General features: G+C 41.4%; 17 protein-coding genes and 2 pseudogenes. 3 read left to right on the forward strand and 16 right to left on the reverse strand.

All coding sequences use genetic code 11. The annotated features are described in order from the left end of the window. Both J582_RS25995 and J582_RS14710 read right to left on the reverse strand, forming a co-directional pair. Positions 1–164, reverse strand: a pseudogene (locus J582_RS25995) (integrase core domain-containing protein); the annotation flags it as partial. Further along, positions 91–1110, reverse strand: coding sequence for an IS481 family transposase (locus J582_RS14710; protein WP_050674840.1), 1020 nt, complete (start codon positions 1108–1110; stop codon positions 91–93). The pseudogene J582_RS25995 and the gene J582_RS14710, both read right to left, overlap by 74 nt. Positions 1111–1169: 59 nt before the next feature. On the opposite strand from J582_RS14710, the pseudogene J582_RS26000 reads away from it, so the two are divergent. Next, positions 1170–1298: pseudogene (locus tag J582_RS26000) on the forward strand (VF530 family DNA-binding protein); the annotation flags it as partial. A gap of 458 nt (positions 1299–1756) precedes the next feature. Here J582_RS26000 and J582_RS14715 read toward each other — a convergent pair. From J582_RS14715 to abaR, 9 genes are all read right to left on the reverse strand, one after another. Next, a complete protein-coding gene (locus J582_RS14715; RefSeq protein ID WP_031982541.1) occupies positions 1757–2518 on the reverse strand; it encodes a 4'-phosphopantetheinyl transferase family protein in 762 nt (253 codons plus the stop codon). Then, complete coding sequence (locus J582_RS14720) at positions 2511–4376, reverse strand: alpha/beta fold hydrolase (RefSeq protein ID WP_032048154.1); 1866 nt, start codon at positions 4374–4376, stop codon at positions 2511–2513. The genes J582_RS14715 and J582_RS14720 overlap by 8 nt, the downstream gene beginning before the upstream one ends. Positions 4377–4428: 52 nt before the next feature. Then, positions 4429–5700 carry a hypothetical protein gene (locus J582_RS14725; RefSeq protein ID WP_031982539.1) on the reverse strand — a complete coding sequence of 424 codons (1272 nt, stop codon included), beginning with the start codon at positions 5698–5700 and terminating at the stop codon, positions 4429–4431. Then, positions 5697–9443, reverse strand: coding sequence for an outer membrane lipoprotein-sorting protein (locus tag J582_RS14730; protein ID WP_032048155.1), 3747 nt, complete (start codon positions 9441–9443; stop codon positions 5697–5699). Before J582_RS14730 ends, J582_RS14725 begins: the two co-directional genes overlap by 4 nt. A gap of 24 nt (positions 9444–9467) precedes the next feature. Then, on the reverse strand, positions 9468–13427 hold the full coding sequence (locus J582_RS14735) for a non-ribosomal peptide synthetase (protein ID WP_032048156.1): 3960 nt from the start codon (positions 13425–13427) through the stop codon (positions 9468–9470). Beyond that, entirely contained in the window at positions 13424–13684 is a 261-nt protein-coding gene (locus tag J582_RS14740; RefSeq protein ID WP_002054205.1) for an acyl carrier protein, read from the reverse strand. The genes J582_RS14735 and J582_RS14740 overlap by 4 nt, the downstream gene beginning before the upstream one ends. Next, positions 13681–15456 carry an acyl-CoA dehydrogenase gene (locus tag J582_RS14745; protein ID WP_081404893.1) on the reverse strand — a complete coding sequence of 592 codons (1776 nt, stop codon included), beginning with the start codon at positions 15454–15456 and terminating at the stop codon, positions 13681–13683. The genes J582_RS14740 and J582_RS14745 overlap by 4 nt, the downstream gene beginning before the upstream one ends. Positions 15457–15506: 50 nt before the next feature. Continuing rightward, on the reverse strand, positions 15507–17396 hold the full coding sequence (locus J582_RS14750) for a fatty acyl-AMP ligase (protein ID WP_031982534.1): 1890 nt from the start codon (positions 17394–17396) through the stop codon (positions 15507–15509). Between the two features lie 681 nt (positions 17397–18077). Next, the gene (gene abaR, locus J582_RS14755; RefSeq protein ID WP_032048157.1) at positions 18078–18794 is read right to left on the reverse strand and encodes a LuxR family transcriptional regulator AbaR; all 717 of its coding nucleotides are present in this window, start codon (positions 18792–18794) and stop codon (positions 18078–18080) included. An 818-nt stretch (positions 18795–19612) separates the two neighbouring features. On the opposite strand from abaR, the gene J582_RS14760 reads away from it, so the two are divergent. After that, positions 19613–20029, forward strand: coding sequence for a DUF4902 domain-containing protein (locus tag J582_RS14760; protein WP_032048158.1), 417 nt, complete (start codon positions 19613–19615; stop codon positions 20027–20029). Between the two features lie 63 nt (positions 20030–20092). After that, positions 20093–20659: an acyl-homoserine-lactone synthase AbaI gene (abaI, locus tag J582_RS14765; protein ID WP_081400959.1), complete on the forward strand. Its 567-nt coding sequence runs from the start codon at positions 20093–20095 to the stop codon at positions 20657–20659. A 99-nt stretch (positions 20660–20758) separates the two neighbouring features. On the opposite strand, the gene J582_RS14770 is transcribed toward abaI, so the two are convergent. From J582_RS14770 to J582_RS14790, 5 genes are all read right to left on the reverse strand, one after another. Beyond that, entirely contained in the window at positions 20759–22108 is a 1350-nt protein-coding gene (locus J582_RS14770; RefSeq protein ID WP_032048159.1) for an MFS transporter, read from the reverse strand. 119 nt (positions 22109–22227) lie between these two features. Further along, on the reverse strand, positions 22228–23253 hold the full coding sequence (locus tag J582_RS14775) for an enoyl-CoA hydratase/isomerase family protein (protein ID WP_032048160.1): 1026 nt from the start codon (positions 23251–23253) through the stop codon (positions 22228–22230). Between the two features lie 12 nt (positions 23254–23265). Further along, a complete protein-coding gene (locus tag J582_RS14780; RefSeq protein WP_022574362.1) occupies positions 23266–24039 on the reverse strand; it encodes an enoyl-CoA hydratase in 774 nt (257 codons plus the stop codon). 21 nt (positions 24040–24060) lie between these two features. Continuing rightward, on the reverse strand, positions 24061–25188 hold the full coding sequence (locus J582_RS14785) for an acyl-CoA dehydrogenase family protein (protein ID WP_032048161.1): 1128 nt from the start codon (positions 25186–25188) through the stop codon (positions 24061–24063). 11 nt (positions 25189–25199) lie between these two features. After that, positions 25200–26849, reverse strand: coding sequence for an AMP-binding protein (locus tag J582_RS14790; protein ID WP_032048162.1), 1650 nt, complete (start codon positions 26847–26849; stop codon positions 25200–25202). Positions 26850–26926 lie beyond the last annotated feature (77 nt).

The following is a 26926-nucleotide window of genomic DNA, read 5'->3' on the forward strand; positions in this document are numbered from 1 at the left end:
GCCACCTGACCTAACGGATTAATCTTATCATAGTACATTGCTTCAAACTCAAAAGGCGACACATAACCCAGTGCACTGTGTACACGCTTTTTATTGAACCAATCTACCCAGTTTAGTGTCGCAAGTTGTACATCTGCTAAACCTTGCCAATCTGCTTTTAAATATGTTTAGTCCCGGCATTTGATGGATCGGATCAATTTTAAAAAGTTCAGGTTCATCTGTCCACTGTTTGCAGATGAATTCGTAGGGAGTCAGGCCCCTGAGTGTTTTGAGTCTGCGGCCGAAGTTGTATGCAGCAATAAAATCAGCAAGGTGAATGCATAGCTGAGTGTGATCGTCGTAATGGAACCGTTTGACAGTAGCTTCTTTAATCGTTCGGTTCATCCTCTCGACCTGTCCATTGGTCCATGGATGCTTAACCTTGGTAAGACGATGTTCAATGCCACATTCAGTACAAACCCGATCAAAGATGTGCTCAGAGGCGTAGCGATCACAGGTGCGGTTCGTGAACTGGATGCCGTTATCTGTTAGCACCGTATGGATTCTATAGGGCACAGCCTTAACCAGATTGCGCATGAACTCCGCGGCTGCCATCTTACTGGCTTTAGTATGCAATTCAGTGAACGCAAACTTGGAAGTGCGATCAATGGCAACGAAGAGATAAAGCTTACCCTGTGCTGTTTGCATCTCAGCGATGTCGATATGAAAGTAACCAATGGGGTAGCTCTTGAAGCGCTTCCTGACAGGGCGATCACCTTGTACCTCAGGCAGTCGTGAAATACCATGCCGCTGTAAGCAGCGGTGTAACGACGAGCGTGTCAGATAAGGAATACTCGGCTGCAATGCATAAAGGCAATCGTCTAGCGGCAACAAAGTGCGTTTTCGAAAAGCAACAATTGCCGCCTCATCTTCAGGCGATAACACGCTTGAGCGAGAATTCTTTGGGCCGGTTGTAAGATCATCTACTGAAGTACGTTTCTTCCATTTTGCGACGGTCTTTTGATTGATGCCGTAACGCTTGGCTAGCGTTCTTAAGCTCTCTTGACTATTTTGTATTGCTCGACGCACTGCCTGTGTCGTTGTGGCGCTGCTGTGTAGAACTTGTCCCATAGTGCTTCCTTCCATTTATCTGAGAATATTGCACCATTAAAATCTGGGACTAAACACCTAGATGTTTTTGCATAGACCCAAGTGTTAAATCATCATTACGATTCTTGCGTACCATACCATGGGCACGTGAAAAAGTAGAAAGCTTATATTTGTACGTCTTACGCCAAAAGGCCAAACAGAAACCGTAGCCTCAGGCAACACCCCTCTCATCATAAAATTATACCAGTCAGTAAAATACCTTTAGATTAAGCATATGTATGTTGGTTATTATTGTTGATTATCACAATAAATTAGTGACCAAAAATAAAAGTACCCCACCCCATCTTAAATTACGTCACACAAAATAAAAACTCTATATAACTGTTATATATAGAGTTTATTAACGTACCAATTGTGTTATTTAGTGTATTTTATGTCGGTGACTCTTGCCAAGGTTGGGGTCGCGAGTTCGAGTCTCGTTTCCCGCTCCAAATTTTAAAAGCCCTAGTCAAAAGACTGGGGCTTTTTTCTTTTTATCGATCCTTATTTTTTTACTTTATCAATTCACAGCATAACTTACTGAGAAGAAACCGGTTCAAGTCCAACGAAAGACTTTCTAGCTTCTACCCGATTCACCTTTTTAAATTGCCAGTTATATCCATTTAATTTAGTTATATCTACAAGGTGTCGGCTTCATTGGATGCATAGATATACACGGCAATAATTGGAAACAGTCCATATTAAAGCGTTCTATATGGTGGCTCTGCTGTAAACATATGGAAAAGATAAAATTGCAATCATAAATATAGCTTTGAAAATGATATTGTTCTATGTTTTGAGTATCCTTGGTTGCATCAAAAAACTTTATATATTCAGAAAAGACATGGAAATTAAGCTTCTTTAAATGGCTACTCATTCCTTGACCAGTACATTTAATATAGGCTTCTTTCAAGGTCCATATTTGAAAAAACCGCTGATATACGCTGAATGGGTCAATCGGTTCATTTTCCTGAATCCACTCTATTTCACTTAGGTCTAAAACGCTATCAACCCGCTTCCATTGGAACTCTCGATTCACTCGTTCAACATCAACACCGATTTCCCCTTCTTCAGTCACAGCAAGGACAATAACGTCCGCTGAATGACTAAGATTAAAATAAATCGTCTTACTACCTTGTACAAAAGGTTTGCCGTTCGGTTGTAACTGAATATTGACTTGATGGGCTGAAATACCCAGCTTATCTGCTAGAACAGACTTCGTTAAGACACGAGAAATTAAGAAAAGACGCGCTGCCTGAGGAAGATATTGATCATATCTCAACTTTTCTGCGGCATTGAGAAAGCTGAGATAATGACTCAATATGAGATGATTATCTGGTACCCGTGAAACTGGGCAAATATAAACCTGCACTTGGGGTATATCAGACATCACTAAGTTGTGCTGTAGTACTGATATACTTTGTTAGAACTGGTGTGAGGTAATCATAAACCGCTTCTACATGGGTAATGTGTGGATTATGACCTGCACCAGCGATGATATGTACCGGAATATCAGGACTTATTGGGGTAACAATTGGATTTTTCTCTCCAATAATAATCTCGACTTTAGACCGAAGCTCATTGAGCAGAGTAGTTTGAGCGGCTCGTTGCTGTGGCAAATTAACGAGATGCATATACTCGCTAATATGCTTAGATACTGGCACACGGCATAATGAATCCATCGCATAGCCCACTGACGGATTTTTTTGTCCATCTGGATGCAGATCTTTAGCAATGATATCTTTCGGCACAAAACGGAAAATTAAATTAGAGATGGCCTGTATTTGGAATATTTTAGCAGCCCGCGCCTGAACAAAATAAGGTGATATCAGGATAAGGCGAGCAACTTTATCTGGATATTTCTTTGCAAGATTCAATGCGAAAAGACACCCTAACGAGTGAGCAATCACAACACTATTTGGTGCTAAAAGCTTTGAAGCAACATCAATAAATTGTTGGTTGTTATCTTCCATTATCTCATAACTACCCGAACGCCCAAGTCCCGGTAGGTCCATCATAGCGACCTGATCATATGTAATTCTATTGATGATTGGAGACCAGCATGCACTATCAAATGGGATTCCATGTAAAAATAATGCAGAAGCTTTTTCTGAACCAAGCGACTGTTTAATATAGGTTTCTGTCCAATATCGACTCTGATAGCTGAAACGACTCGGTGTAGCTACTTGCATATGACCAAAACGTGTGAGTACCAGACGATCAATCCAGTGAGAGAAATAAGGAGTAGTATTGATTAGATCAGCAATCCCCATCTTCGTTGCCATCATCTCTGTTTCAGCGACTTGATAGTTTTCATTAGAAATGAAAGCAAGTTGCTCTTTGGAGCTATCAAGCAATACTTCAGGTAATTTCTCGAGTAGAATTTTAGGGAGTTGCAAATGTGGTGTACTCACTCCTAAATACTCGGCAGCCAGATGGATCAGGTGATGAAATTTCGGCGTCGCAGGATCGAGCAGCATATACTCCTGAGCAATGGTTTCAGGATAAAACATGGTGCGGATTAGGAAGCTTACAATATATTGCATATTACAAAGTGGTAAGAATGTGTCACGGCCACCAGGCAGTGCCATCAGTCGTCCCTGATATAACTTACCAATCATTTCTGCAATACCAATATATTGCATATCGCCATAACGATAAAAACCATCAATAACTGTAGCAGGATGTATTGCAGTCCATGGCACATTTAAACGCTTACAAGCCTCAATGAAAGCCTGATGACCTAAAAGTTTCGAAGCCTCATAACCGCCGTATTTACGATATAAATCATCAGGTGAACCTTGCGGTGGAGAAACCATGCGATATCCACCAATCCAGATGAATCGCTCAAGCTGTTTTAATGTTGCCGCCCACTCAATCAAGGCAAGGCCTGATTTTACATTGGTAAGTTGAGCATCAGCTTTACTAATTCCCCAATTAAATGATGCAGCCAGATGATAAATAACATGAATCTTCGTTTGAGTATCCGCTAATAGAGAGTCCAGCTTAAAATCACGGCTTAAATCATATTCAACAAAAGAAATAGAGGGATCAATCAGCCCTTCTGTTGCAATGAAATCTAATAGTTTTTCTTTCTTGGTTGGAGCATTACGCAGTGCAGCGATTACTTGATGACCTTCACGTAAAAGTTCAACAATTAATCTGCTTCCAATAAAACCAGCTGCACCTGTTACTAATATAGTTTTCCGTGAAAAATTATCTTTTTTTGCTTTATTTAAATTATCCATAAATCACCTTATTAGGGATTGCGAGCTCCAGTATTACTTGAAGCGGATTATCTTAAAAATTATATCGAATCTGGGCATATACCAGACTGTTATCTCTAAATTGTCCAAACACAGTATCATTTCTGCCCCAGAAGCGATCGCCACCTGCATTCAGCTGCCAGTGATCATTGAGGTTGTAATTAATACGTACTCTTAGTAACTCATTCGGTTTGGGCGAAAAATAGAACCCTGTTACTTCTAATTTTAAATTATCATTCAGCAGGTTAAGTGCATAGCGCAGCATAGCTCCATACTGATTTTGCTGATATTGATCACTAATTGTTTGCTGATAACGGTAAACTTCTCTTAATAATGGATCTGTCAAGCTATCGGCAGACCTTACGTCCTCTGTATGTTTGTACACACCCATTAAGCTTAGCGTAGTATTTTTTAATGACCATTCTGGTCCCATGACCACGGTTAAATTATTTTTCTTATGCGTAAGATCTTCGCTGCCATCCGAGTCAGTCTTTGTATATGCAGCTTCACCACGCCACACGATATCGTTACGGTTATAACTGAAATCAATCCCATAGACAGACATAGGATTATTTTTCAATTGTAACGTTGCTCCTGTTGGAGATAACGACTGCAATGACAGATCAGGCATGTGATCTAAACCTGAAAAATACGATGCACCTACATCTAGACCATCTACGGAATAATCCCAACGCACTGCAAACGCAGGACGGCTCTTACGGTCTATGTCATACTGAACACCAGCAATCTGACGCAATGGAATCACATCTGAACGGCTACGCGGATACCATAATGCCGTCCATTTATTAGTTCCAGATTCAGGAATATACGTCAATTTGAGTGCATCATTTCCAAGACGCTGATCTGTCTCATCTGGTACTAAACGCGTATAGTCACGAGGTGATAGATTATCCGTTGGGTTAATCCCATCAGCTCTCCCCCAGACCACAATCTGGCGACCAAAGTCGAAATAAAACGTTTGATCCCAGTTATAAGATGCATACAACTCACGTAAGTTGCGATTCACCTTACTCACCTGATCTGGATTTACAGTATGGTCCGTTTCGTCTCCAATATTTATATCGTAATGGATCTTAAACGCTGGGTTAAACTTGAGCGTACCATTGGACCAGAAACTTGCTTGTCCAATATTTTTTAACGAACTTAAATCACGATCTGATGACCACACATCGAGTCTGGCCGAGTTCTGGCTTATAAAACTAATTTCGCTGTCATCTGCATAAGCATGTTGCAGTAGCATAAAGCTACTACAGCATGCAAATACCCAATAGGCACCTTGCGTCATTTTTCAAGGCTCTGCGGTGAGAAAAGCTTATCGGATAAAGTTTTTTCTGCGGCAAAATCATTGACGATCACTTGCGTCATATGTTGAGTTTGCAAGTTTTTCGCCATAGATTTCATGGCCTGCCATCTTGGTTTCACTTTGCCGTAAGGACGGATATCGGTGAACTCAATGTGCTTTAACGGCTTACCTGCGGTATCCCAAATGTCGATAGTTGCTGTAACAAAGTTGTCTTTGAGTATGCACATGCGACGTTTGCTATAACCAAAGTCATTCTTCACCGTATTATTGATTGGCGTTGCTTCAATCATGTAGCAATCTTTACCATTAAATTTGCCATCTGCCAGTTTCGTGTACTTCCAGTCACTGAGCTTATAGCCAAGTACATCACCATAACTAAAATCGGTACCAATAAAAGCATCGCCCTTATTCGCTGATGCTAGTCGACGTACTTTTTTCAATGCAGGCAAATAGACAAACATGCTATCACTGCCTTTTGCATTTTCAATCAACAGTGTCGTGGTTCCTTGGACATCCGCTGGCGAGATGAACTCAGTCAAACGCATATTGTTCTGAGTATTTCCAGCAAGCTTGGTCATATTTTTAGTCATACGTACACGTTGCTCACCATTTTTAGACGTCAGAATAAATTTGGCGCTAGCAGTTGAAGACAAGAACTTAGAGGCATCATCACTACGATTAACAATGTCTTGAGCCTCATCTGCATGTGATGTTTTAGGTAGTGAAAAAGTAAGTGCCGTACCCAACAAAAGGCTTGTCACGACAGTTTGTGCAACAGGAATGCTCTTCTTATTTGAAGAAAAGATAAAACGTGGTTTTAGCATCAAAATCATTGTAGGTACCATAATTAAGGTTGCAAATACACTGAAAAGCATCGCAATCACAATAAACAGCGCTAGCCATTGATGTACATGGAAGCCCTGTGATAAGGACAGTACACCATAACCACCAGCAACCGCAGTCGCGACGAAAAGAGAAGCCTTACCAGCTGTACTTAAGGTTTTACGAACAGCATCTTTGATATCTCCGCCTTCTTCACGCAAGATTTCACGCAAGCGATAGAGGAAGTAGATGGCGTAATCCGCACCGATACCAACAGCCATGGCCGAGATGAGAGAGTTTGGAATATTGAGGGGAATATTGAGCCAACCCATTACCCCAAAGATCGCAAGAATTGAGAATAAAAGAGGTGTCAGAACGATCAGCCCAGCTGAAAGTGAGCGGAAGACCAACGCTGAAATAAAGAAGACAGCAAATGAAATTTGTAGAATATTCATGAGTTTGCCGTGAACCATTGTTTCAGTTAAAGCAATAGTCTGAGTCACGTCACCACCAAAACTTACTACAGCTTTATCACCGAATTGACCTGCCATATAAGTTTTTAGAGATTCAAGGATTTCTGTAATGCGATGATTACTACCTGTTTTCATCAGAATCGTAATCTTGGCATAGCGCTGAGTGGTATCAATGTAAGAATCAAAATCTGTCGGCTCACCAGACATTGAATACAACAGTAAATACTGAGCAACAACATCTTTGGTTGCAGGAACCTGAAATGCCTGTGGCTGATCGGCATTCATGGCCTGATTCATTCGTTTGATATAGTCCACAATAGAGATTGTTTTACCGACCTCTGGAATTGAATTCGCGAACTTTTCTGTATTATCAATTGCTTTGAGAATTTCAGGGTTTTCGATACCATCACGAACTTTAGTATCGACCATAATGTAAAGGCTATTTGTTCCACCAAGAGACTGATTCAAAAATCTGTCGTCTTGCTGCATTGGTAGGTCACGCGAGAAGAAATTTCGACTATCGTTATCTACTACAATACGGCTGGTGCCGATAGCAAGTAAGACACCTACTACCGCAATCGCAGTCATTAACATCATTCGCGGACGAACTGACAAAATAGCATCACCAATACGGTTTGGAATCCAATCCCATATCGGTAGACCTTTACGTTTGACCTTCGTAGCAGAAGGTGGTGGCAACATCGAGCGCAGTGCCGGAATAAAAGTCATCTCAATTACGAGTGTACTAATGATCCCGATCCCAGTAAAAATACCGAATGAACGAATAGTCGGAATATTGAAAGTTAACAGAGAGAAGAACCCGGCTGCTGCAATTCCGCCAGCCAATATCATAACCGGACCCACACGGACCAGAGATTGAACAACAGCTTCACTATTGGCAGCTTTAGGCTCCATCCCTTGAGCAAGCAAACGGTCAAAGTCTTCGTAGTACCGCTTTAACAACTGTACGGCATGACCTGCTGCGATGGCCAAAATCAAAATTGGTGTAGGCGAGTTAAAAATATCCATCGGCTGTTTAAATAGGCCCATCATGCCCATACCCCATGCCACAGACAGCAAAGCTGTAACGAGTGGCAAGATCAACCCCTGCTTACTGCGAAATGCTTCAAAGTGCAATAAACCGATCACCAACACAGCAATTGGGAACAAGATATTGATACGCTTAGAATAATCTTCAGCTTTATCGAGATAGACGGGATTGCCACCAACACTGATGGTCATATCTTTGGATTGTTCGCTCTCTACAATTTTGTTGATTGGAGCCATCATCTTCTGGAAGCCTTCCGGGCTTTCCTCAAGCTCAAGCAAAATTGCAGCAGTTCTTTGATCTTTAGATACGACTGAATTCATATAGGTTGGGTTCATTGCCAACATTTTTTTCAAATGATCGATATCGTCTTGAGTTACAGAACTGGTCGGCAATAATTTCTTGGCATCAAACCCTTCCGAATTAGCCATGATTCCTTTGGCTTGGCGTGCAGCCAGACTCATCATCGTAGAACGAACTACGCCAGGTGCATTGTCAACTTCTTCGGTAATATGTTTAACTTTTTCTAATACTTGCGGCTGATAAATATCACCTTGTTTCGGTGTAATGCCGATCACGACCATATACTTGGAACCGAATTTCTTTTCGATCAGTTTGGTCGAGGTGATATAAGGATGCCCATTAGGTGCAAGTGCGCCCGGATCAATAATAATTTTTACGCCCGATGCGAGATATGCCAAGACAATCGTTAAAAGTATGACTACGGTCAGCACAATACGGCGATGGCTGAGAATCCAACGCGCATATTTTTCCATCACTGGATGAGTCTTTTGAAGTGGTGTTTCGATCTCGTGTGATTTTTTATCGGCCTCTTGTGCTGGCTCTTCAATCTCTTGTGATGGCTTCTCGATCTCCTGCGATAGTTTTTCGATCTCTTGCGACGGTTCTTCGATCTCCTGTGCTTGCTGACTCACTGCCTCATAGGTTCCACCCTTTTTGGCCAGTGCTTGGAGATTAATAAGATCTTTCTTGAACTGGGCAAGAACCATCTTTTTTAGCAGTGCATCGGGAAAGACACCAAAAAAGCCGCCAGGTTCTGCCACAAAAAGCCACTCAATCCATGTACCTTCTGGATGCGGTTTAAAGTGGTAAGTACCCGTATAAAGAAAAGGTCCTTCTAGCACTTGAAAGGCATATAATTCGTTGGGTACCAGATGTGTAATTTCACCTTTAAAGGCCAACTCACGACCCGCAAAGGTCAAACCGATTTCATACCTACTGCCCACACGCGGAGTATTATCTAGTAGCTCAGAATGCTTACATGACAATTGCCAGCTTGCATCATGACCCGGGTTGGCAAGATATTTAAAGACCTTATCAATATCGCCTGGTATGAGGAAAGCATGTTCTATGGTCACCATAGTGGTTCTACCTTCTTATATTTTTTATGCAGGAACTGGATACATCTGATCAATTGTCTGGGCCACAGCCGCCCCGTTCTCAGCGAACATAATCGATGAATGGTCACCAGGCAGATCCACTTGTGTAAGCGTATCTTTGATCAGTTGATCCCAACCGAGGCTTTCCCCGAAATCTTCCATCTCATCTTTAGCCTTGACCAAGAGGATCGGAAAATCTTCAGGTTCTGGGAAATAGGTCTGGAGTGCGACGCCATTAGCCAAATAAGTGTCAAAGTAAAGTCGGAAATCTGATGGATTAGCATCCAAAGGTATAACATTGATAGCTTTAGCTTCTTTAAGCACATGATCAAACATGTGATCTGAACTTAATTCGCGCAAGTATTGCGCTGGGATCGTCAACTTTTTCCCATAAGGGACAGCTAAATCACGAGCAAACCAAGACAAGAGCATGGCATCATCGGCATCTTCAGGTACATTTTCTGGAATTGGAGCACGAGTATCGATCATGACAATCCCTGTGACCTGCTGCCCCATTTGACGCAACTGACGACTGATCTCGTATGCAATCGCACCACCAAAGCACCATCCACCGAGGAAATAAGGCCCCTGAGGCTGCATCTTTTGCATTTCAGCAATATAGAGTGTCGCCATTTCTTCAATGGCTACTTCAGCGGCATCTGCTTCAATCAATCCTGGAGACTGAATAGCACGTAAAGTACGATTCGGATTGAGATGACGCGAAAGCTCCATATAACAGAAAGTACTACCACCAATCGGATGGAACAGCCACAACGGTTGTTCATAGGTTCCACGACGTAATTCGATTACGATGGAAGGTTTGATTTCTTTATTTTCACGGATGATCTCGCCTAAACTTTCTACAGTGGAGTACTGTGCTAGTAAGGCAACTGATAATTCGGTACCAAATACCTTCTTGAGATGATTGACAAGCTTCACCGCAAGTAATGAATGCCCGCCTAACTCAAAGAAATCATCATGTATACCCACTCGCTTAACTGACAAAATCTGCTCAAAGGTCGTACATAGCTCGATTTCGATCGAATCTCGTGGTGCAACATAATCATTGCTCTGCTCAAACACTGGCTCAGGGAACGCCTTACGATCTATTTTGTTACTACCCGTCATTGGAAATTCATCCAAACGGATAAACGTACTTGGCACCATATAAGCTGGGAGATGGATTTGCAGGGTCTTTTTCAAACCTGCCATATCAATCTCAGACCCTGTCACATAGGCCACCAGTTTCTGATCGTTGTCGGCAGTGGTCTTAACCAACACTACTGCATCTGTAATACAATCGATCTGTTTGAGAACATTCTCGATTTCACCCAGTTCAATACGGAATCCACGGATCTTGACTTGGAAGTCCAGACGTCCGTGATGGGTCAAACGCCCATCCATACGCAAACAGACTTTATCTCCAGTACGATAAAGTCGACCGGCATTTGGTAGAGATGGCAAGGTTCTGAATTGTGCATCTGTCAAATCAGGTCGTTGCCAGTAATCAATTGCTAGGCCATCGCCTCCAATCCAGAGCTCTCCCATAACACCGCGTGGGACCAACCGCTGTTGTTCATCAAGAACATAAAGCTGGGTGTTCGCCATTGGCTGACCTAAATCAATCAATTTTGAATCGGTGATATGAGCTGCACTCGACCATACCGTAGTTTCGGTCGGACCATAGATATTCCAGAGACAACTTACTTTGCCCAAAAGTTTTTCTGCAAGTATAGGATCGAGTGCCTCGCCGCCACTAATTGCAGTCATACCCGGAATACCGTTCCAGTCGCTATCTAAAAGCATTTTCCAAGAGGCTGGTGTTGCCTGCATAATATTGATCGACTTCGCCTGCATATAGTCCACCAGCAAGTTACCATCTAGCGATACCTCACGTGGGCAGACGTGTACCACACCGCCGTACATCAACGGAATCAATAGCTCAACAACTGAAATATCAAAGGCATAAGTTGTAATCGCCAATAACTGCATATCTGGCGTTGCTTGCAGCCTATCATTCACAGACAGCAAGAAATTAGCCATTGAAGGATGCCCAATACGCACGCCTTTAGGCTTCCCTGTCGAACCTGAGGTGTACATCACATAAGCGGTATCACCAAAGGCAAGTGTCTCACGCACTTGCTCAAGGGGTACAACATCAGCTTGATTAATATCTAAACGAGGCACAGAAACATTAACAGCATCCATTAACTCAGCTTGAGTCAAGATGACTTTAGGTTCAGCGTCTTCTACGATGTTATGCAGACGTTCTCTTGGGAAACTAGGATCTAATGGCACATATGCTGCTCCTGCCGCCCAAATTCCGAGGATTGCAGCAGGCAATAGCGTAGTACGGTCTAACATCAGACCTACACGATCACCATTGGTAATATTGTGTGCACGCAAATATTCAGCGATACCAGCGATATGCTGACCTAACTCATGATAGCTGACAGCATGATCTCTGCAGGTCGTAGCATAGTTGTCACCACGCTCGTCAATCTGCTTCAGAATCATTGCCAATAAATCATGCTTAGAATAGTCCGTAACCTGACCATGTAGATAGCCTAGCTGGATGTTATTCGCATAACTAGGAGCAATATCTAACTCAATGAGCTTACGCTCAGGATGGGTCACCATCTCCGATAGTATGATTTGCAGCAGTTGCACCATATTCTCTGCCGACTCTGCAGAGAATATTTCGGAATTGTATTTCAGTACACCAACCAGTTCACCCTGATATTCACCCCCCATTTCCAGCATAATGTCTAATTGACCTTCTTGCTGGCGAACCGGAAAGCTTCCCAAAGTCAGGTCTTGACCAACTAATGTAGCTGGATTCTGGATTGGTAAGAGTAGTTCCTTAAACTCATCCATGCCGCCTAGACGTTCCCAGAACATTCCCACCTGAGCCAATGGGTTAATACTGCCATCGCGCTTTGGTAAGACAGCCTCAACTACTCTAGAAAAGGCAACTTTTTGATGTTTTAGGCTTTGTTTTAATTGTTCTTGGACCTGTTGCGTAAATTGGCGTAAGGTTTGATCAGCATCAATGTCTACATGAAGAGCTATTGTATTGACAAATTGCCCAAGCGCATTACGCAAAGAACGCTCAAGCCTACCTGCTACTGCTGTGGCAATAACTAGATTATTTTCATTTGATAGTTTGTTCAGTAGGATATAAAAGCCAGATAGTACAAGACCAAACAATGTGATCTCATAATCTTTCGCCAAGCTCACAAGCCCAGATGATACTGACTCAGGCACACGGAAAATCACCGAGCTACCTTTATGTTGCTGCACAGCTGGACGTGGGTAATCAAGCGGAATACTATGCACATGTGGTGCGTGCTGTAACGCATTTTTCCAGAAAAGTAGGCTTTCATCAGCATCGTCGGTCGCATTGTTCTTCTGCTTATCCGCATACTGTGCGAACTCAATTCCGTCTACCGCATTTGACTCTGTAATTAGTCCAAAGCGCTTGCAGACATCACGCAGCAACAGACCAATTGACCAGAAATCCATTAAGGCATGATGAATCACAACTGCAACCACATAATGATTCTGACCACGTTCATAACAATGAATACGCCACAATGGTGGTTGAGTCAGGTCAAATGGTTGCTTGGTATCTTGTTCAACCAATTGCGTCAAATCAGAAGCTTCAACATGTCGAGCATCAGTGAAAATAATATTAGGATACACGCGATCCCAGATAAGTTGCTCAATCCCCTGTTCATTGGCAGGCATGCTTACACGCAATAGCGGGTAATCATCCATCACCGCTTCCAAAATCTCCATCGGTTTGTTGCCTAATGGTTGATTGACCTTTACATCAAAGGCCACCACCATATTGTAGGCACTGCAAGTTGGCTCAAAACGTTGGATATACCAAATACCAAGCTGCTCTGCAGAAATCGCGTGACGTGACAGAATTTTTGGCTCTAGGTGTGCAATGTTATTCATGAAGCAACTCCCTGTTGCAACTCAGAAACAAGATATTCGGCTAATGTATTAATTGTTGGGTAATCCCATAGTAATGTCGGCTCAAGCTCCAGTTTTGTCAGATCTTCTAAATCCCCAGAGACAGACAAAGCAACGATCGAATCAAGACCATAACTGGTAAATTTTTGCTCTGGATCAATCGTCTCAGGCTCTACACGCATTTCTTTGGCTACTAGTGTACGAATGATCGCGCTCCAGTAAGCTTTATCCTTATTCATGGGGTAATCTCCTCTTTAACTGGTTTGGCATCGCGCGGTGCCAATGCAAAATCGATAACAGATAACATATGGTTAGTTGAAATTCGGTCTAGCAAATCTGCCAATGTGCTTTCACGTACTGATGCCATAGGAGGAGATGTCTCTCCTTCAGCGGTATTTAAGAAAATGATCAGCCATGCACCATCCTGCAAAGCAGGCCTTAAACCATGACGGTTGAAAACCCAGAAACCCAGCACAGCAATGCGGGCAAACAGCTCGGCGTAACCACGGGCAAGGCTAAAGCGCAGCGTTTCAAATTCGTTGCTTTGCTCAGAGTTTGAAAAGTAATCCTGAATTTTTTGATCCAATGAGCGCTGTTCAACAAGCAACTGATTTGCTCGCTCACTTAGTGTAGAAAGCGTTTGGGCAGACAATCCTGCTGTGACATCGGTATTGTTGAGCATTTCGATGATTGTCCCGAGCGACTCCATTACCAAGTCACCATCTCGGTTAAAAATCTCAAGCTCACGAAAATCAATAGCCCCTGTCTCTACCTGCAAGTCATACAACTGGCGATAGCGTGCTTTAGCTTCGGCTTGATTGAGTTGATCGGCTTTTTTACTACGACCTTTATTGGCAGACTTGAGCTGAAAACTCAGGCTGTCTAGACAGACGGTACTGCTACCATCAAATACACTAACAATCAGATGGTCTCTGAATGCTTTTTGGTACATTCCATCAGCATATGCATTTCTTAAGAAAAAACGTGAGCCAAGCACTGAAGAAGTGATCTTGGCAAGCGACTCTACATACTCAGGTACTACGACCTTGACGATTGGTGACCATGTACTGAATTGATTGATACAAACATGTAATCCACGCGCACCAACGAGTGATAACACCTCAGCCGCTAAAAGATAAGCATAGGCGGTGGCGAGTTGCTCACGCACTAGCGGAATGTTTATCACTTTCTTGTTATATAACTCGCGCTCAATAGCAAATTCGGTCGCGATACGTAGCATCGTGTCACCCGCTCCGAGCGAGAAACTACTGCAATATGCACGTGTTACCTGTAGCGTCTTGAGACCAAGCTCCAAGCCCTGGCCTTCTTCACCGATTAGAGCGTCTTTGTGAATTTCAGCATTATTAAAACCAATACCGCTAATATCTAGACCACGCATACCCACTGTTGGCAGACGGTTCAGGCTATACGTTCCTTTCGAAGCCATTTGACGCTTATCGAGCCAGAATGCACTCAAACTACGCGGTCCACGATCATTCGATGTTTTAGCAATCAGACTTAAAGAGTCACCTAAAGTGGCGCGATTGATCGACCATTTTTCACCATTTAAGACATACTTGCTTTCACCAGATTGTGCAGTCACTTCACTAGATAACAGATCTGCACCATGTGCTTTTTCACTATAAGCTAGTGCTGGCGCAGCACCACTTAAAATTCGGTTAGCGATGTTTTGACATTGATTCGCATTACCACCGATCCATACGATCACAGACCAAGCATTCGTGCTATAGGTCGAATTGATGGTTAGATCACGTCGTGCCAACACGCGATGCAGATATAACAACTCTTCACCAATTTCCATGCGCCCCCCGAGTTCTGAAGGTACATAGAAACGGTTCATGCCCACCGCATTCAGAAAATCAACAGCACGCTGAGGATACTGTTCCTTTTCATCACGCTCGATGGCAGCGGACCAAGAAAAATCATTGTTGGTATCATGTACGGAGCCTAAAATTTGCTCCAGACGAGCAGCAGATTGAAACTGCCGCAAATTGGAAGTAAGTGACATGAATTTTCACTCAAATGATTAAAGGGTAAGGGTTAAAACAAAGCACTTTTCAGACGATTAAAAATCAGCGTGCGCACTTCACGTTCCTTGATCATTGAGTTGAGTAGATTGGAGCTATAACGAATCAACTGCCCCCGCTGCTCACGATCACGGATGACTTCTAAACTGTTCTTGATATAATTTCGAGCAATCACCGTTCTACGGTTTGGATGGGTCAAACAGACCAGCTGACCTCGCTCGATCTGTTCTTTAATTTTTCTTCTTCTAATTTTGCCGCTAGTGGTCTTATTTATTCGGCCTTGATGCAGTAAATAGACACCGTCTACAGGTAAGCCAATATCAGCCGCCACTTGTTCTTTAACTTGAGTTCTGATGGTTTCAAAATTAAGAGTCTTGTTTAATGACTTTTTCTTAATCTCAAGTACAACCGTAACCCCCTCAGAATCAGCAAAATTTACTGCTGCAACACAGCCTTTACGAACAGCAGGATGTGCCATTTCAACAGAGCATTCGATATCTTGTGGGTAATAGTTTTTGCCACGGATAATAATTACATCCTTAAGACGGCCAGTTACATACAGGTCTCCATCTTTGATAAAGCCCATATCACCCGTTCTTAAGTAATATTCTTTACTTGGCTGACCTGCTTCATCAAGGATCGTTGCTTCAAAGGTTTCCTGATTGATCTCAGGTTTCTGCCAGTAGCCTGCTGTGACACTCTCTCCTGCTAGCCAGATTTCACCAACTTCATGAGCTGCTACTTCTTTATGGGTATGCGGATTAACTATGCGGCAATCAATGTGCGCCGAGATCTTGCCACAGCTCACCACTTGCACCGCGGTCTGATCCTGACTGGTTTGTACCAAGTGGGCATTCAACTTATCACGATCAAGAGAAATTGCATTGAGAGGGCCAGTCACACCACTGACTAAGAGCGTCACTTCCGCCAAGCCATAGCATGGCAAGAAAGTATCTAGTTTCAGTTTGGACTGAGTATTGAACTTCTCCATGAAACGCTGCATGACATGCGCTTTGATTGGTTCTGCACCGTTAAATAGTACACGTACGCGGCTCAGATCAAGCGTTGCTGCGTCTTCATCTGAAATACGATGCAAACACAATTCATACGCAAAGTTTGGACCACCACTGATCGTGACGCCTTTTTCACTAATAAATTGTAGCCATTTAAGCGGTTTACGTATGAAGTCCAGAGGCGACATTACATAACAAGTTAGCCCCACATACACGCTCTGCAAAACCGAGCCGATCAATCCCATATCATGATAAACAGGCAACCATGTAAGGCCGATATCATCAGGTTGTGTACAAAAAGCTTCCGTAATCATGGCTTCATTTGCCATAATATTTTTGTGGGTGACAATTACACCTTTAGGCCAACCGGTCGATCCTGAAGTGTATTGAAGGAAACAAACATCATCTGCATCAATATAAGGAAAATCCTTTTCCGCCAAGTCACGCTGAAATTCCGTATCAACAGCATGTAGTATTAAACTTTCATTTTGAGCTTTTAATGTAATTAGGCCGGATAACTCAAGAATCTTTTTTGTTGTGAGCACGATTTTTGGCTCACAGTCATTCATAATATTCAAAATATTAGAAAAACCATTACGATTAAACGGCAAGCTAACTGGTACTGCGATAATTTTAGCTTTCAGACAAGCAAAGAACGATACGATAAAGTCTAGCCCCGGTTCGAACAGCAAGACTGCACGATCACCACTGTCTACAAGGTTCATTAATATCTGAGCTTGGTGTTGAACTCGCTTATTCAGATCTGCATACGTTAGAGATTGAATCCCACCAGATTGGCGTCCCAAATACTCAAAAGCAGTCTTACCCCCATTTAGGTTCGCGTGGGATTCCAAAGTTGCAATGATATTATCCGTACACATTACAGCCATAACTTACTCCGATTAATTATAATTAACCCTTAAAACCTGCTGATTCAGAAATTAATTTCTAGTTGGGGGTTTTAATAAAAATGAATATACTTTTTCTTTAAAATATAAATTCACATTATATTTTATGCACAAGTGTCCTTTATTACACCTGTAAGGGTTTACAGGTTAGATGTTACTTATTGAAAAATAAGAAGCTAAAATATTTTTAAAAATTATTTTTTATTCAGTTATATAGTTTAAGAACTTTTAAATAATTAAAAAAGCGACCATTCTTTGATCTACTTTTAGATACTCTTAAGTAAAATTTTTTAATCTTCAGATCATTACTCAGTTTTTCTTCTGCTGCGTTTGTTTTAATTTTTTAGTTTCTATATGAGATATAATTTATAGTTCTTTTAAAGATAAATTATCAAATAATATCAACTCTCGTATAATTTTACTTTTAAGATTAAATTATTAATACCGCCTATTTAATTTTATTTCAGATAATTAAAATTTAATTTATACATTATTATAATAAACTATAAATAATTTTATTTAAAAATAATAAACTTACTCATTATTTTAAATTCATAGATTAACTTTTTAAAATAAAAAATTTAAAACACATGTTATAAAATACTTAAATAAATATCATATAACTATTTATTTTATAATACTCTATATTCTTTATATATCTTTTTACAAAAGTCCCAGCATTACTGCTCGAATAGCTGCTGAAATTTTATTATTTACATTTAATTTTTGCATCGAGTTACAAAGATGAAAATTTACAGTTCTTTCAGTAACCCCAATAATCTGGGCAATCTCTGCTGAGGTTTTACCCTCTGCTGTCCAACGTAAAGCTTCTTTTTCTCGGTTCGTTAAATAAAGGTTGAACTGAGAGAACTCTACATCATTGACAATTTTAGCAATGCTGGAATGCACTGTTTGAGTCAACCAATACATATTTGTATATTGTGCTTTTTGCTCTTTTTCTGATAATTGATCGGTGGATCTTGCTAGTGTTAACATCCCTCTCGTCCCAATAAAATCACGACTTGACTGAGCCCAACCGACATTTAAACCATAAGAACGCGCCTCTTCCCAGAAATCTTTTTCTTCTTGTGTTTTTGCATTTTGACTCGACCAGACAAGAGGTTGAAGTGATACCATACAATGCTGCACAGTAGGGTCTACCTTCACGTAACGTTGTTCTATATAGAGCTTTTGCCATGCCTGAGGATAATTATTCAACATAATTGTTTTTGGTTCAGCAATAGATAGCGGTGACTGCATACCATAAGCACAATAATCAAATCCAAGCTTTGACGCTGTAGATTTGACTACTTCAAACAATTCATCTTCATTTTTTACGACCAAAAATGCTGATAATAAATCCTCTTGCCAACTTTCCATTTGCTCTCATTAGGCTCCATTCAGAAATTATTTTTTGTTCAGTTATCTCTTGTGAATCCAAATAATTAAATTGAAGCGTAGGGCTATTTTTTTACCTTTATTTCAATAGAACTCTACAAAAATCTAAAAGATTATGAGGCTGTTAAAATATTTCCACTACTTCATCTTCTTTTATTACTTTCTCAATTGCAGATTTTGAACTCATCATCCAATTAACAACACTTTTAAGCCCAAATGGTTGTAAATTATTCAGATAAACTAAATTTCTGAAAGCCTTTAAGGTTGTTATATTCAATATACAGATTATGCTTGAAAAAATTAAATTTTACAGGATGCATTTTATTCCAAAAAACATAGTTTTTAAAATAAAAAAACAATGCTCATTATTTAATCTTAAAATTATATTTTATTAATTTAATTAAATAATACATTTCAACAATGATCCAAGAAATATAATTTTACCAATCATTATATATACAAACTAAAAAAATAAATAATTATTTAGCAAATCAAATAATTACATGGTGGCTTATTTTAGTTAAAACTATTGTTTTAATAACAAGTATAAAAGCCACCTAAAAAAGCTAAAAAAAGTAAGTCAATTGAGCATTGTCAAAAGCATTTTTTATATTATAACTACAAGATAATCATTTTTTACTTTAGCCAACCTTAATACTTGAATAATCTTCCAATAAGAATAGCTTAACGATATAGGGCATCAAATTATATTTAACCTGTTAAACATAACAGTATTTAATTGGCAATAATTTATGGTATTTATCAAAAGATTTCTATTTCAGGGTACTTGAACAGGTAGCATGGCCAACATTACCCCTCATTTTTCAATTTCGACAGATGGTTTTATTCGTATGAATGAGAACCAACTCATGAATTACCCTTTTCAACACGTTGTATCTATCGTTGAATCAGCCCAAATTGAAGAATCTCAAATTGTTTATTATGGTTTTACTGAATGGGCGACATTAAAAACTCCTGCTTTAAGTACAGGATGGGACTGGGAATTCGTTGAACAAAACGGTTTTGTTACTTTAAAACGAACTGGTCTGCCTAGAAGCAATATTATGATTGTTGATATATCTGGTACAGATATTGGATTTGATAGCACTGAAACATTAATCAAAAGGAAGATAGATACTTTGTTCTGGGAACAGTTCATTTATGCTCAAATCAATACAAGCTTAATCAAGTCTAAAGTAAATCTGAATTTCTCTTAGAAACCTGTAAATTTTTACAGTTACCGCCTTTCCAGCTGTTCAGTAAAGTCACATCAAAAATAAGTGGAAGCACTTGTAGTGAATATTATTGCTGGATTTCAAAACAATTTTTCAGAAGGCTTATATAGTAAATTTAAAAGTTACCGTTATAAGGTATTTGTTGAGCATTTAGGATGGGAGTTAAACTGCCCACATAATGAAGAACTCGATCAATTTGATAAAGTCGATACAGCTTATGTGGTCGCTCAAGATAGAGACTCTAATATTATTGGCTGTGCCAGATTACTACCTACGACTCAACCATATTTACTTGGTGAAATATTTCCTCAATTACTGAATGGAATACCTCTCCCGTGTTCCCCAGAAATTTGGGAATTATCAAGATTTTCAGCCGTAGATTTTTCAAATCCGCCTACAACAGCAAGTCAAGCAGTGTCATCGCCAGTTTCTATTGCAATTCTGCAAGAAGCGATTAACTTTGCAAGAGAACAAGGGGCCAAACAACTTATTACGACCTCTCCTCTGGGTGTAGAGCGTTTATTACGTGCTGCTGGTTTTCGCGCCCATCGTGCAGGCCCACCAATGACGATTGATGGCTATTCTATGTTTGCCTGTTTAATTGATGTGTAATGGTTTAAAGGTTAACTCTTGTCTCTCGGACATGAGTTAACCTAGTTTTTTTATAATCAAGAAATACGCTTATTGCGAAGAATAAATAACACGTATCAATCAATCTTGGTTTTTTAAATTTAAGTTTGTCTTTTTATAATAAGTTTCATCCGTTTTAGGGTTTCCATCACGCGGCATAAATGATGTCGATATAATTGCAACGACAGCCATACTTCCAATATAAAGCATAATTAAATATGGGTTACCTTGCCCAATACTGAGCAGCTTGGTGGCAATCATAGGGGCTAAACCACCACCCAAAACACCTGCCAACTGTACTGAAATCGAGATACCGCTATAACGAATTTCAGCAGGAAATTGACGCGCAAAAAGCTGAGCTTGTGGCGCATACATAATTGGAAACACTACACCAATTGCCAAAATAATTGCCGTCCAGACCAGTACCGGATCTTTGGTATTGAGCATGCTAAAAAATGGATAGCAGTAAAGTGCTAATACGCATAAGCCAAACATAAACATATTGCGTTGACCGACTTTATCGGACAAATGTCCGCATAACGGCGTCATAAATAAAATCACGGCTGCACCACAAATGGTGGCAAATAAAATATCTTGGCGGGGAATACCAAGTTGTGCAGTGGTATAAGCTAGCGTAAATGTTGACGCAATATAAAACCATGCATTTTCAGCAGCTCTCGCCAAAATAATGGTGATAAGTTGTTTTGGATGGTTTTTAAAAACCTGAAAGGCAGGAACTTTGACTTCTTCAGACTGCTGTTTTACTTTTTCAAAATCTGGTGACTCAGGCACTTTTACACGAATATACCAGCCCACTGCCAGTAAAATAATGCTGGCAAGAAATGGTAAACGCCAGCCCCAGCTAAACAGTGCTTGCTCAGGTAATAACGACACCAGTCCTAGTGCGATTGAGGCTAGCATTAAGCCACCACCTGTACTCGCCTGTGGCAAACTTCCCCAAAACCCTTTACCACCTTCGGGTGCATGTTCAACGGCCATAAGCACGGCACCGCCCCACTCACCGCCCATGGCCATACCTTGAATAAATCGTAAGATCACCAAGCCAATTGCAGCCCAATATCCAATTGATTCATAAGTTGGTAAGAGGCCAATCAGTACGGTTGGAATTCCCATGAGCATCAGCGTTAGCAGCAACATTGACTTACGACCAATCTTGTCCCCGAAATGACCAAAGACCAAACCGCCTAAAGGCCGCCCAATAAACCCAACGGCATAGGTTGCAAATGCTGCAAGCACACCTGTAAGTGGGTCCAGATTAGGGAAAAATAACTTGTTAAAAATGAGCGCTGCTGCTGCGCCATAAACAAAAAAGTCATACCACTCAATCGTGGTGCCAACCATGCTAGAGATGCCTGCTAATCGATGTGACGACTTTTTAGGATGTGAACCGTTTCCATGTATTGTTTGCATCTTAATGTCCTTTTTAGATTTTCTTGTTTTGTCTTTTTATGCTTATGACCTGTCCTGACCATAAGCATGTTCAGGTCTCGCTTGATCTCCTTAAGCTTTTTGTGTGTTTTTAAAATGGGTTAGCTTAGTTTTTCTAAAATTTGCTCTAACTCCGGATTACGTTCTTGCCAACGTGGTTGTTTATCTTTATCGACAATCAGTGCACGAACGCCCTCAATAAAGTCACCATGCTCAAACCAGATATCCTGTAAATCACGCTCAAGCTGCATACACTGCTGTAGTGAAAGGCCGCGCCCTAAATATTGCAGTTTCAAGCTGGTTTGTTTGGCAATAAATGAACGCTGCTGCAAAATACCAAGCATCTTACTCGCCCAAGCCTTTAAGCTTTCATCCTGTTCATTTTCAAGGCTTTGCTCAATCTCATCTAAATGCTGATATCCGAAGTGTTTACGGATGCCTTCGGCAAGTTGTTTAAGCTCACTTTCGACAGGCCGAGTAATAAATCGGGTAGTGATGCGTTCAATTCCCTCTTTGCTTAAACTTGGCGCTTCAACGAGAGCGTCTTGTAAAGCTTGTAACTGATCGCTTGGTACATGGTAGTCAATTAAGTCGAGATAGAGCGCATCGCTACTACTAATCTGCTCACCCGTAATTGCCATATAAACGCCAATATCATCAAGGCGAGACAGGAAATGAGTTGCGCCAACGTCCGGGAAAAAACCAATCGCTGTTTCAGGCATAGCAAATCTGGACTTTTCGCTGCTTACCACAATGTGACACGCCTGAGCCAAGCCAAAACCACCGCCTAATACATAGCCATCAAGCACAACGATGATTGGCTTTTCATATTCGCGCAGTGTATTGAGCATTTTATATTCGGCACTAAAATAGCCTTTGTAATCAGCCGTGCCATTTTTATAACTGTCGTAGAGATAGCGAATATCGCCCCCTGCACAGAAGGCTTTTGGGCTATTTGATTTGATCAAGATCGCCTGAACAGCAACATCATTTCGCCACAGTTCCAATTGGGCACCAAGCCCTTCAATCATATCTAGCGACAATGCATTGAGATGAGTCACACGGTCTAAGGTAATCACGCCGAGCTTACCTTGTCGCTCAATCATTAAGTGATTTTCTGTATTCATTTTATTGATCTCTTACTGATTTTTAAAATTTGCCTGCCGTTTTTCAACAAATGCTTGCATGCCTTCTTTTTGGTCCGCAGTTGCAAAAATGGAGTGGAACATGCGGCGTTCAAAACGTAAACCTTCGGTAAGATTCACTTCAAAAGCTCGGTTAATGGTTTCTTTGAGCATCATGTTTGCAGTTAAAGACCGCGTTGCGATTTTTTCAGCGGCTTGCAAGGTTTGTTCAAGTAATTCTTCTTTACTAAACACACGTGCAACCAAACCGCTTTGCTCTGCCTCTACTGCGCCCATTTGACGAGCGGTAAGGCACATTTCCATTGCCTTAGCTTTACCAATGGCATGGGTTAAACGCTGTGTCCCACCAATACCCGGAATTACCCCTAAAGTGACTTCGGGTAAACCAAACTTGGCGTTGTCAGCACAATAAATAAAGTCACACATAAGCGCCAGCTCACAGCCACCACCCAATGCATAGCCACTCACCGCAGCAATTAAAGGTTTACGGCGCTGTGCAATACGGTCTGCAAGATGAAAAAAATCATCTAAATAAATATCAGGAAATGCCAAATCAGCCATTTCTTTAATGTCGGCCCCTGCGGCAAAAGCTTTTTCAGAGCCAGCTAATACGATGCAGCCAATTTCGCGGTCTTTTTCGAGTTGATCTAATGCCTGATTAATTTCACTAATTAATTCACTGTTTAAAGCATTGAGCGCTTGAGGGCGATTTAAGGTAATCAATCCAACCCCATTACGCTTTTCTAATAAAATACTTTGCCACTGCATTATTTATTCCTTGTTCTGGTTTTATAGACTACGTGCGATGACTAAACGTTGGATATCACTTGTGCCTTCGTAAATTTGACAAATACGCGCATCACGATAAATACGCTCAATTGGGAAGTCTCTGAGATAGCCATAGCCACCAAACACTTGTAAGGCACTTGAGCACACACGTTCCGTCATTTCTGAAGCAAATAACTTGGCCATTGAGGCTTCGTTTAGACACGGTTGGCCTGCTTCTTTTAAACGCGCAGCGTAGTGAACGAGTTGTCTCGCTGCTTCAATTTCGGTTGCCATACTGGCAAGGCGAAATGCGATGGTTTGATGCTCAAAAATTGGTTTTCCAAAAGTAATACGCTCTTTGGCATAAAGAGTTGCTTCTTCGAGTGCCGCACGTGCTAGACCGACTGCTTGTGCAGCAATACCAATACGCCCACCTTCTAAATTGGCAAGAGCAATTTTCAGACCCTCACCTTCTTTACCTAGCATGAGACTTTTATGGATGCGTACATCTGTCAGAGCAATCTGACACGTATCTGAAGCATGCAGACCCAGTTTTTCTTCAACACGAATCACTTCATAACCCGGTGTTTCGCGAGGGACTAAAAATGCACTAATGCCCTTTTTACCTGCGCTCGGATCGGTCACGGCAAACACGATAATGACGCCGGCGTTATTACCCGAGGTAATAAATTGCTTGGCACCATTTAAAATGTAATCGTCGCCATCTTTCACCGCACGGGTTTTGATGGCTGCTGCATCTGAGCCAGTATGCGGTTCGGTTAAGGCAAAAGCTCCAATCATTTCACCTTGTGCCAAAGGCTTTAAAAAGCGCTCTTTTTGCTCGTCGGTCCCAAATTTTAAAATAGGCACACAACCAACCGAGTTATGTACACTCATGATGGTCGAGGTTGCCCCATCTGCTGCCGCAACTTCCTCGAGTGCCAGTACATAGGCTAAGTTACCCGTATCTGAACCACCCCATTCCTCTGAAACAAGCATTCCCATAAAACCGAGTTGTCCCATTTGAGTCAGAGTATCTTTTGGGAAAGTCCCGTCTCGATCCCAATCACTGGCATTAGGCTTGATTTGTTCTTGGGCGAAACTTTTCGCCATATCACGAATGAGTAATTGTTCTTCGGTAAATTGCATTATTATTTCCTTTACCCTGCTTTAGCTTGTTGTTTAGCAATTTCTTGATTACGCAATAAAAAGCGCTGAATTTTGCCACTTGGAGTTTTAGGTAATTCACTCACAAATTCAACTAATCGTGGGTAAGCATGTGCAGAAAGTCGTCTTTTAACAAACTGGCTGAGTTCTTCAGCAAGCGCATCTGAAGGTTGTACGCCCGCAGCTAAAATTACAAAAGCCTTAACGACTTCAGTACGATCTGGATCAGGCACGCCTATTACTGCGGCTTCAATCACAGCATCATGTTCAAGCAGTGCGCTTTCTACGTCAAAAGGCCCAATACGATAGCCTGATGTGGTGATTACATCATCGCTACGGCCGACAAAACTCATACTGCCATCGGCATGAAGTTCGGCAGTATCACCCGTTAAGTAGTAATGACCGACGAAAGGCGATTTTCGGCTTTCTTTATAGCCACCAAACCACATCATTGGAGACTGGCTAATATCGACTGCTAAAATTCCCGGTGTGTCTGGCGGAAGTTCTTCACCTTGTTCATTAACAATCGCAACACGATAACCCGGACTTGGGAAACCTGCTGAGCCAGCATGAATTTCATGTTTTAAACCATGATGATTACACACCACCATGCCGACTTCGGTTTGTCCGTAATGGTCATAAATTGGAGCATCAAGGACTTGTTTAAACCAACGAATCACTTCCGGGTTGAGCGGTTCACCTGCACTACTCACCACACGAAATTGGCCTTTTAATGGTGCCATTTGTGCCGGATCTGCTGCCATCATCATACGGTAAGCTGTTGGTGCACCTGCCAAGTTGTTAACTTTATAATCTTTCACAATTTGGCATAGGCTATCTGTACTAAAACCACCTTCATAGAACAAAGTGGCATGGCCTAAAAATAACGGTCCAGTAATCGCATAGTACAAACCATACGCCCACCCCGGGTCGGCAATATTCCAGAATGAATCTTCTTCGGTTAAACCAATGGCATCTTGCATATATCGTCCAAAAGCAATCAGTGCTTTTAATGGCACTTCCAAGGGTTTAGCAGGCCCTGTTGTGCCTGAAGTAAACATGAGCAAGAAAGGATCTTGAATGTTACGCATTACCAGATCACATTGATCGGACTGCTGTTTCACTTCATTCCAAAAATTAAAATCCCCTGCTTTAAGCGCAGTACCTTGAGCATCGGCCACCGTCATAATTGCAGGACACTTTTCAATTTCGTCGAGCTTGCTACGGTTACCCATATCGGTCACCACCAACTTGCTTTGTGCAAGCTGAATACGGTGCTCAATCGCTTTTGGGCCAAAGGCAGTAAATAAAGGCTGGTACACAGCACCAATTCGCCAAGCCGCCAAAATGGTTACAATCAGTTCAGGTGTTCTTGGCAATAAGCCTGAAATACGGTCGCCTGCTTTTACACCTTGAGCTTTTAAAAAGTTAGCAAATTGACTCGACCACTCTTTTAGCTCACGGAAGGTATATTGCTCTTTGCGACCGTCTTTTCCTTGCCAGTACAGCGCGATCTTGTCGCCATCTGCATGTCGATCACAGCATTCATAACAAGCGTTCAGTGCATCGAGTGAACCTGACAACATCTGTTTAGCAGTGCTTTCCAAATCGAAAGCCTGTACAGCATTTTGATAATCCATCATATCTTTTCCCTCAGTCCGGATTTGTTGTTATTCACGACAGGGTTTGATTTATTGGTTTAAAGCCATCCTTTGGCTTT

The sequence above is a fragment of the Acinetobacter sp. 1566109 genome (assembly GCF_000582255.1).
Taxonomy (GTDB): Bacteria; Pseudomonadota; Gammaproteobacteria; order Pseudomonadales; family Moraxellaceae; genus Acinetobacter; species Acinetobacter nosocomialis.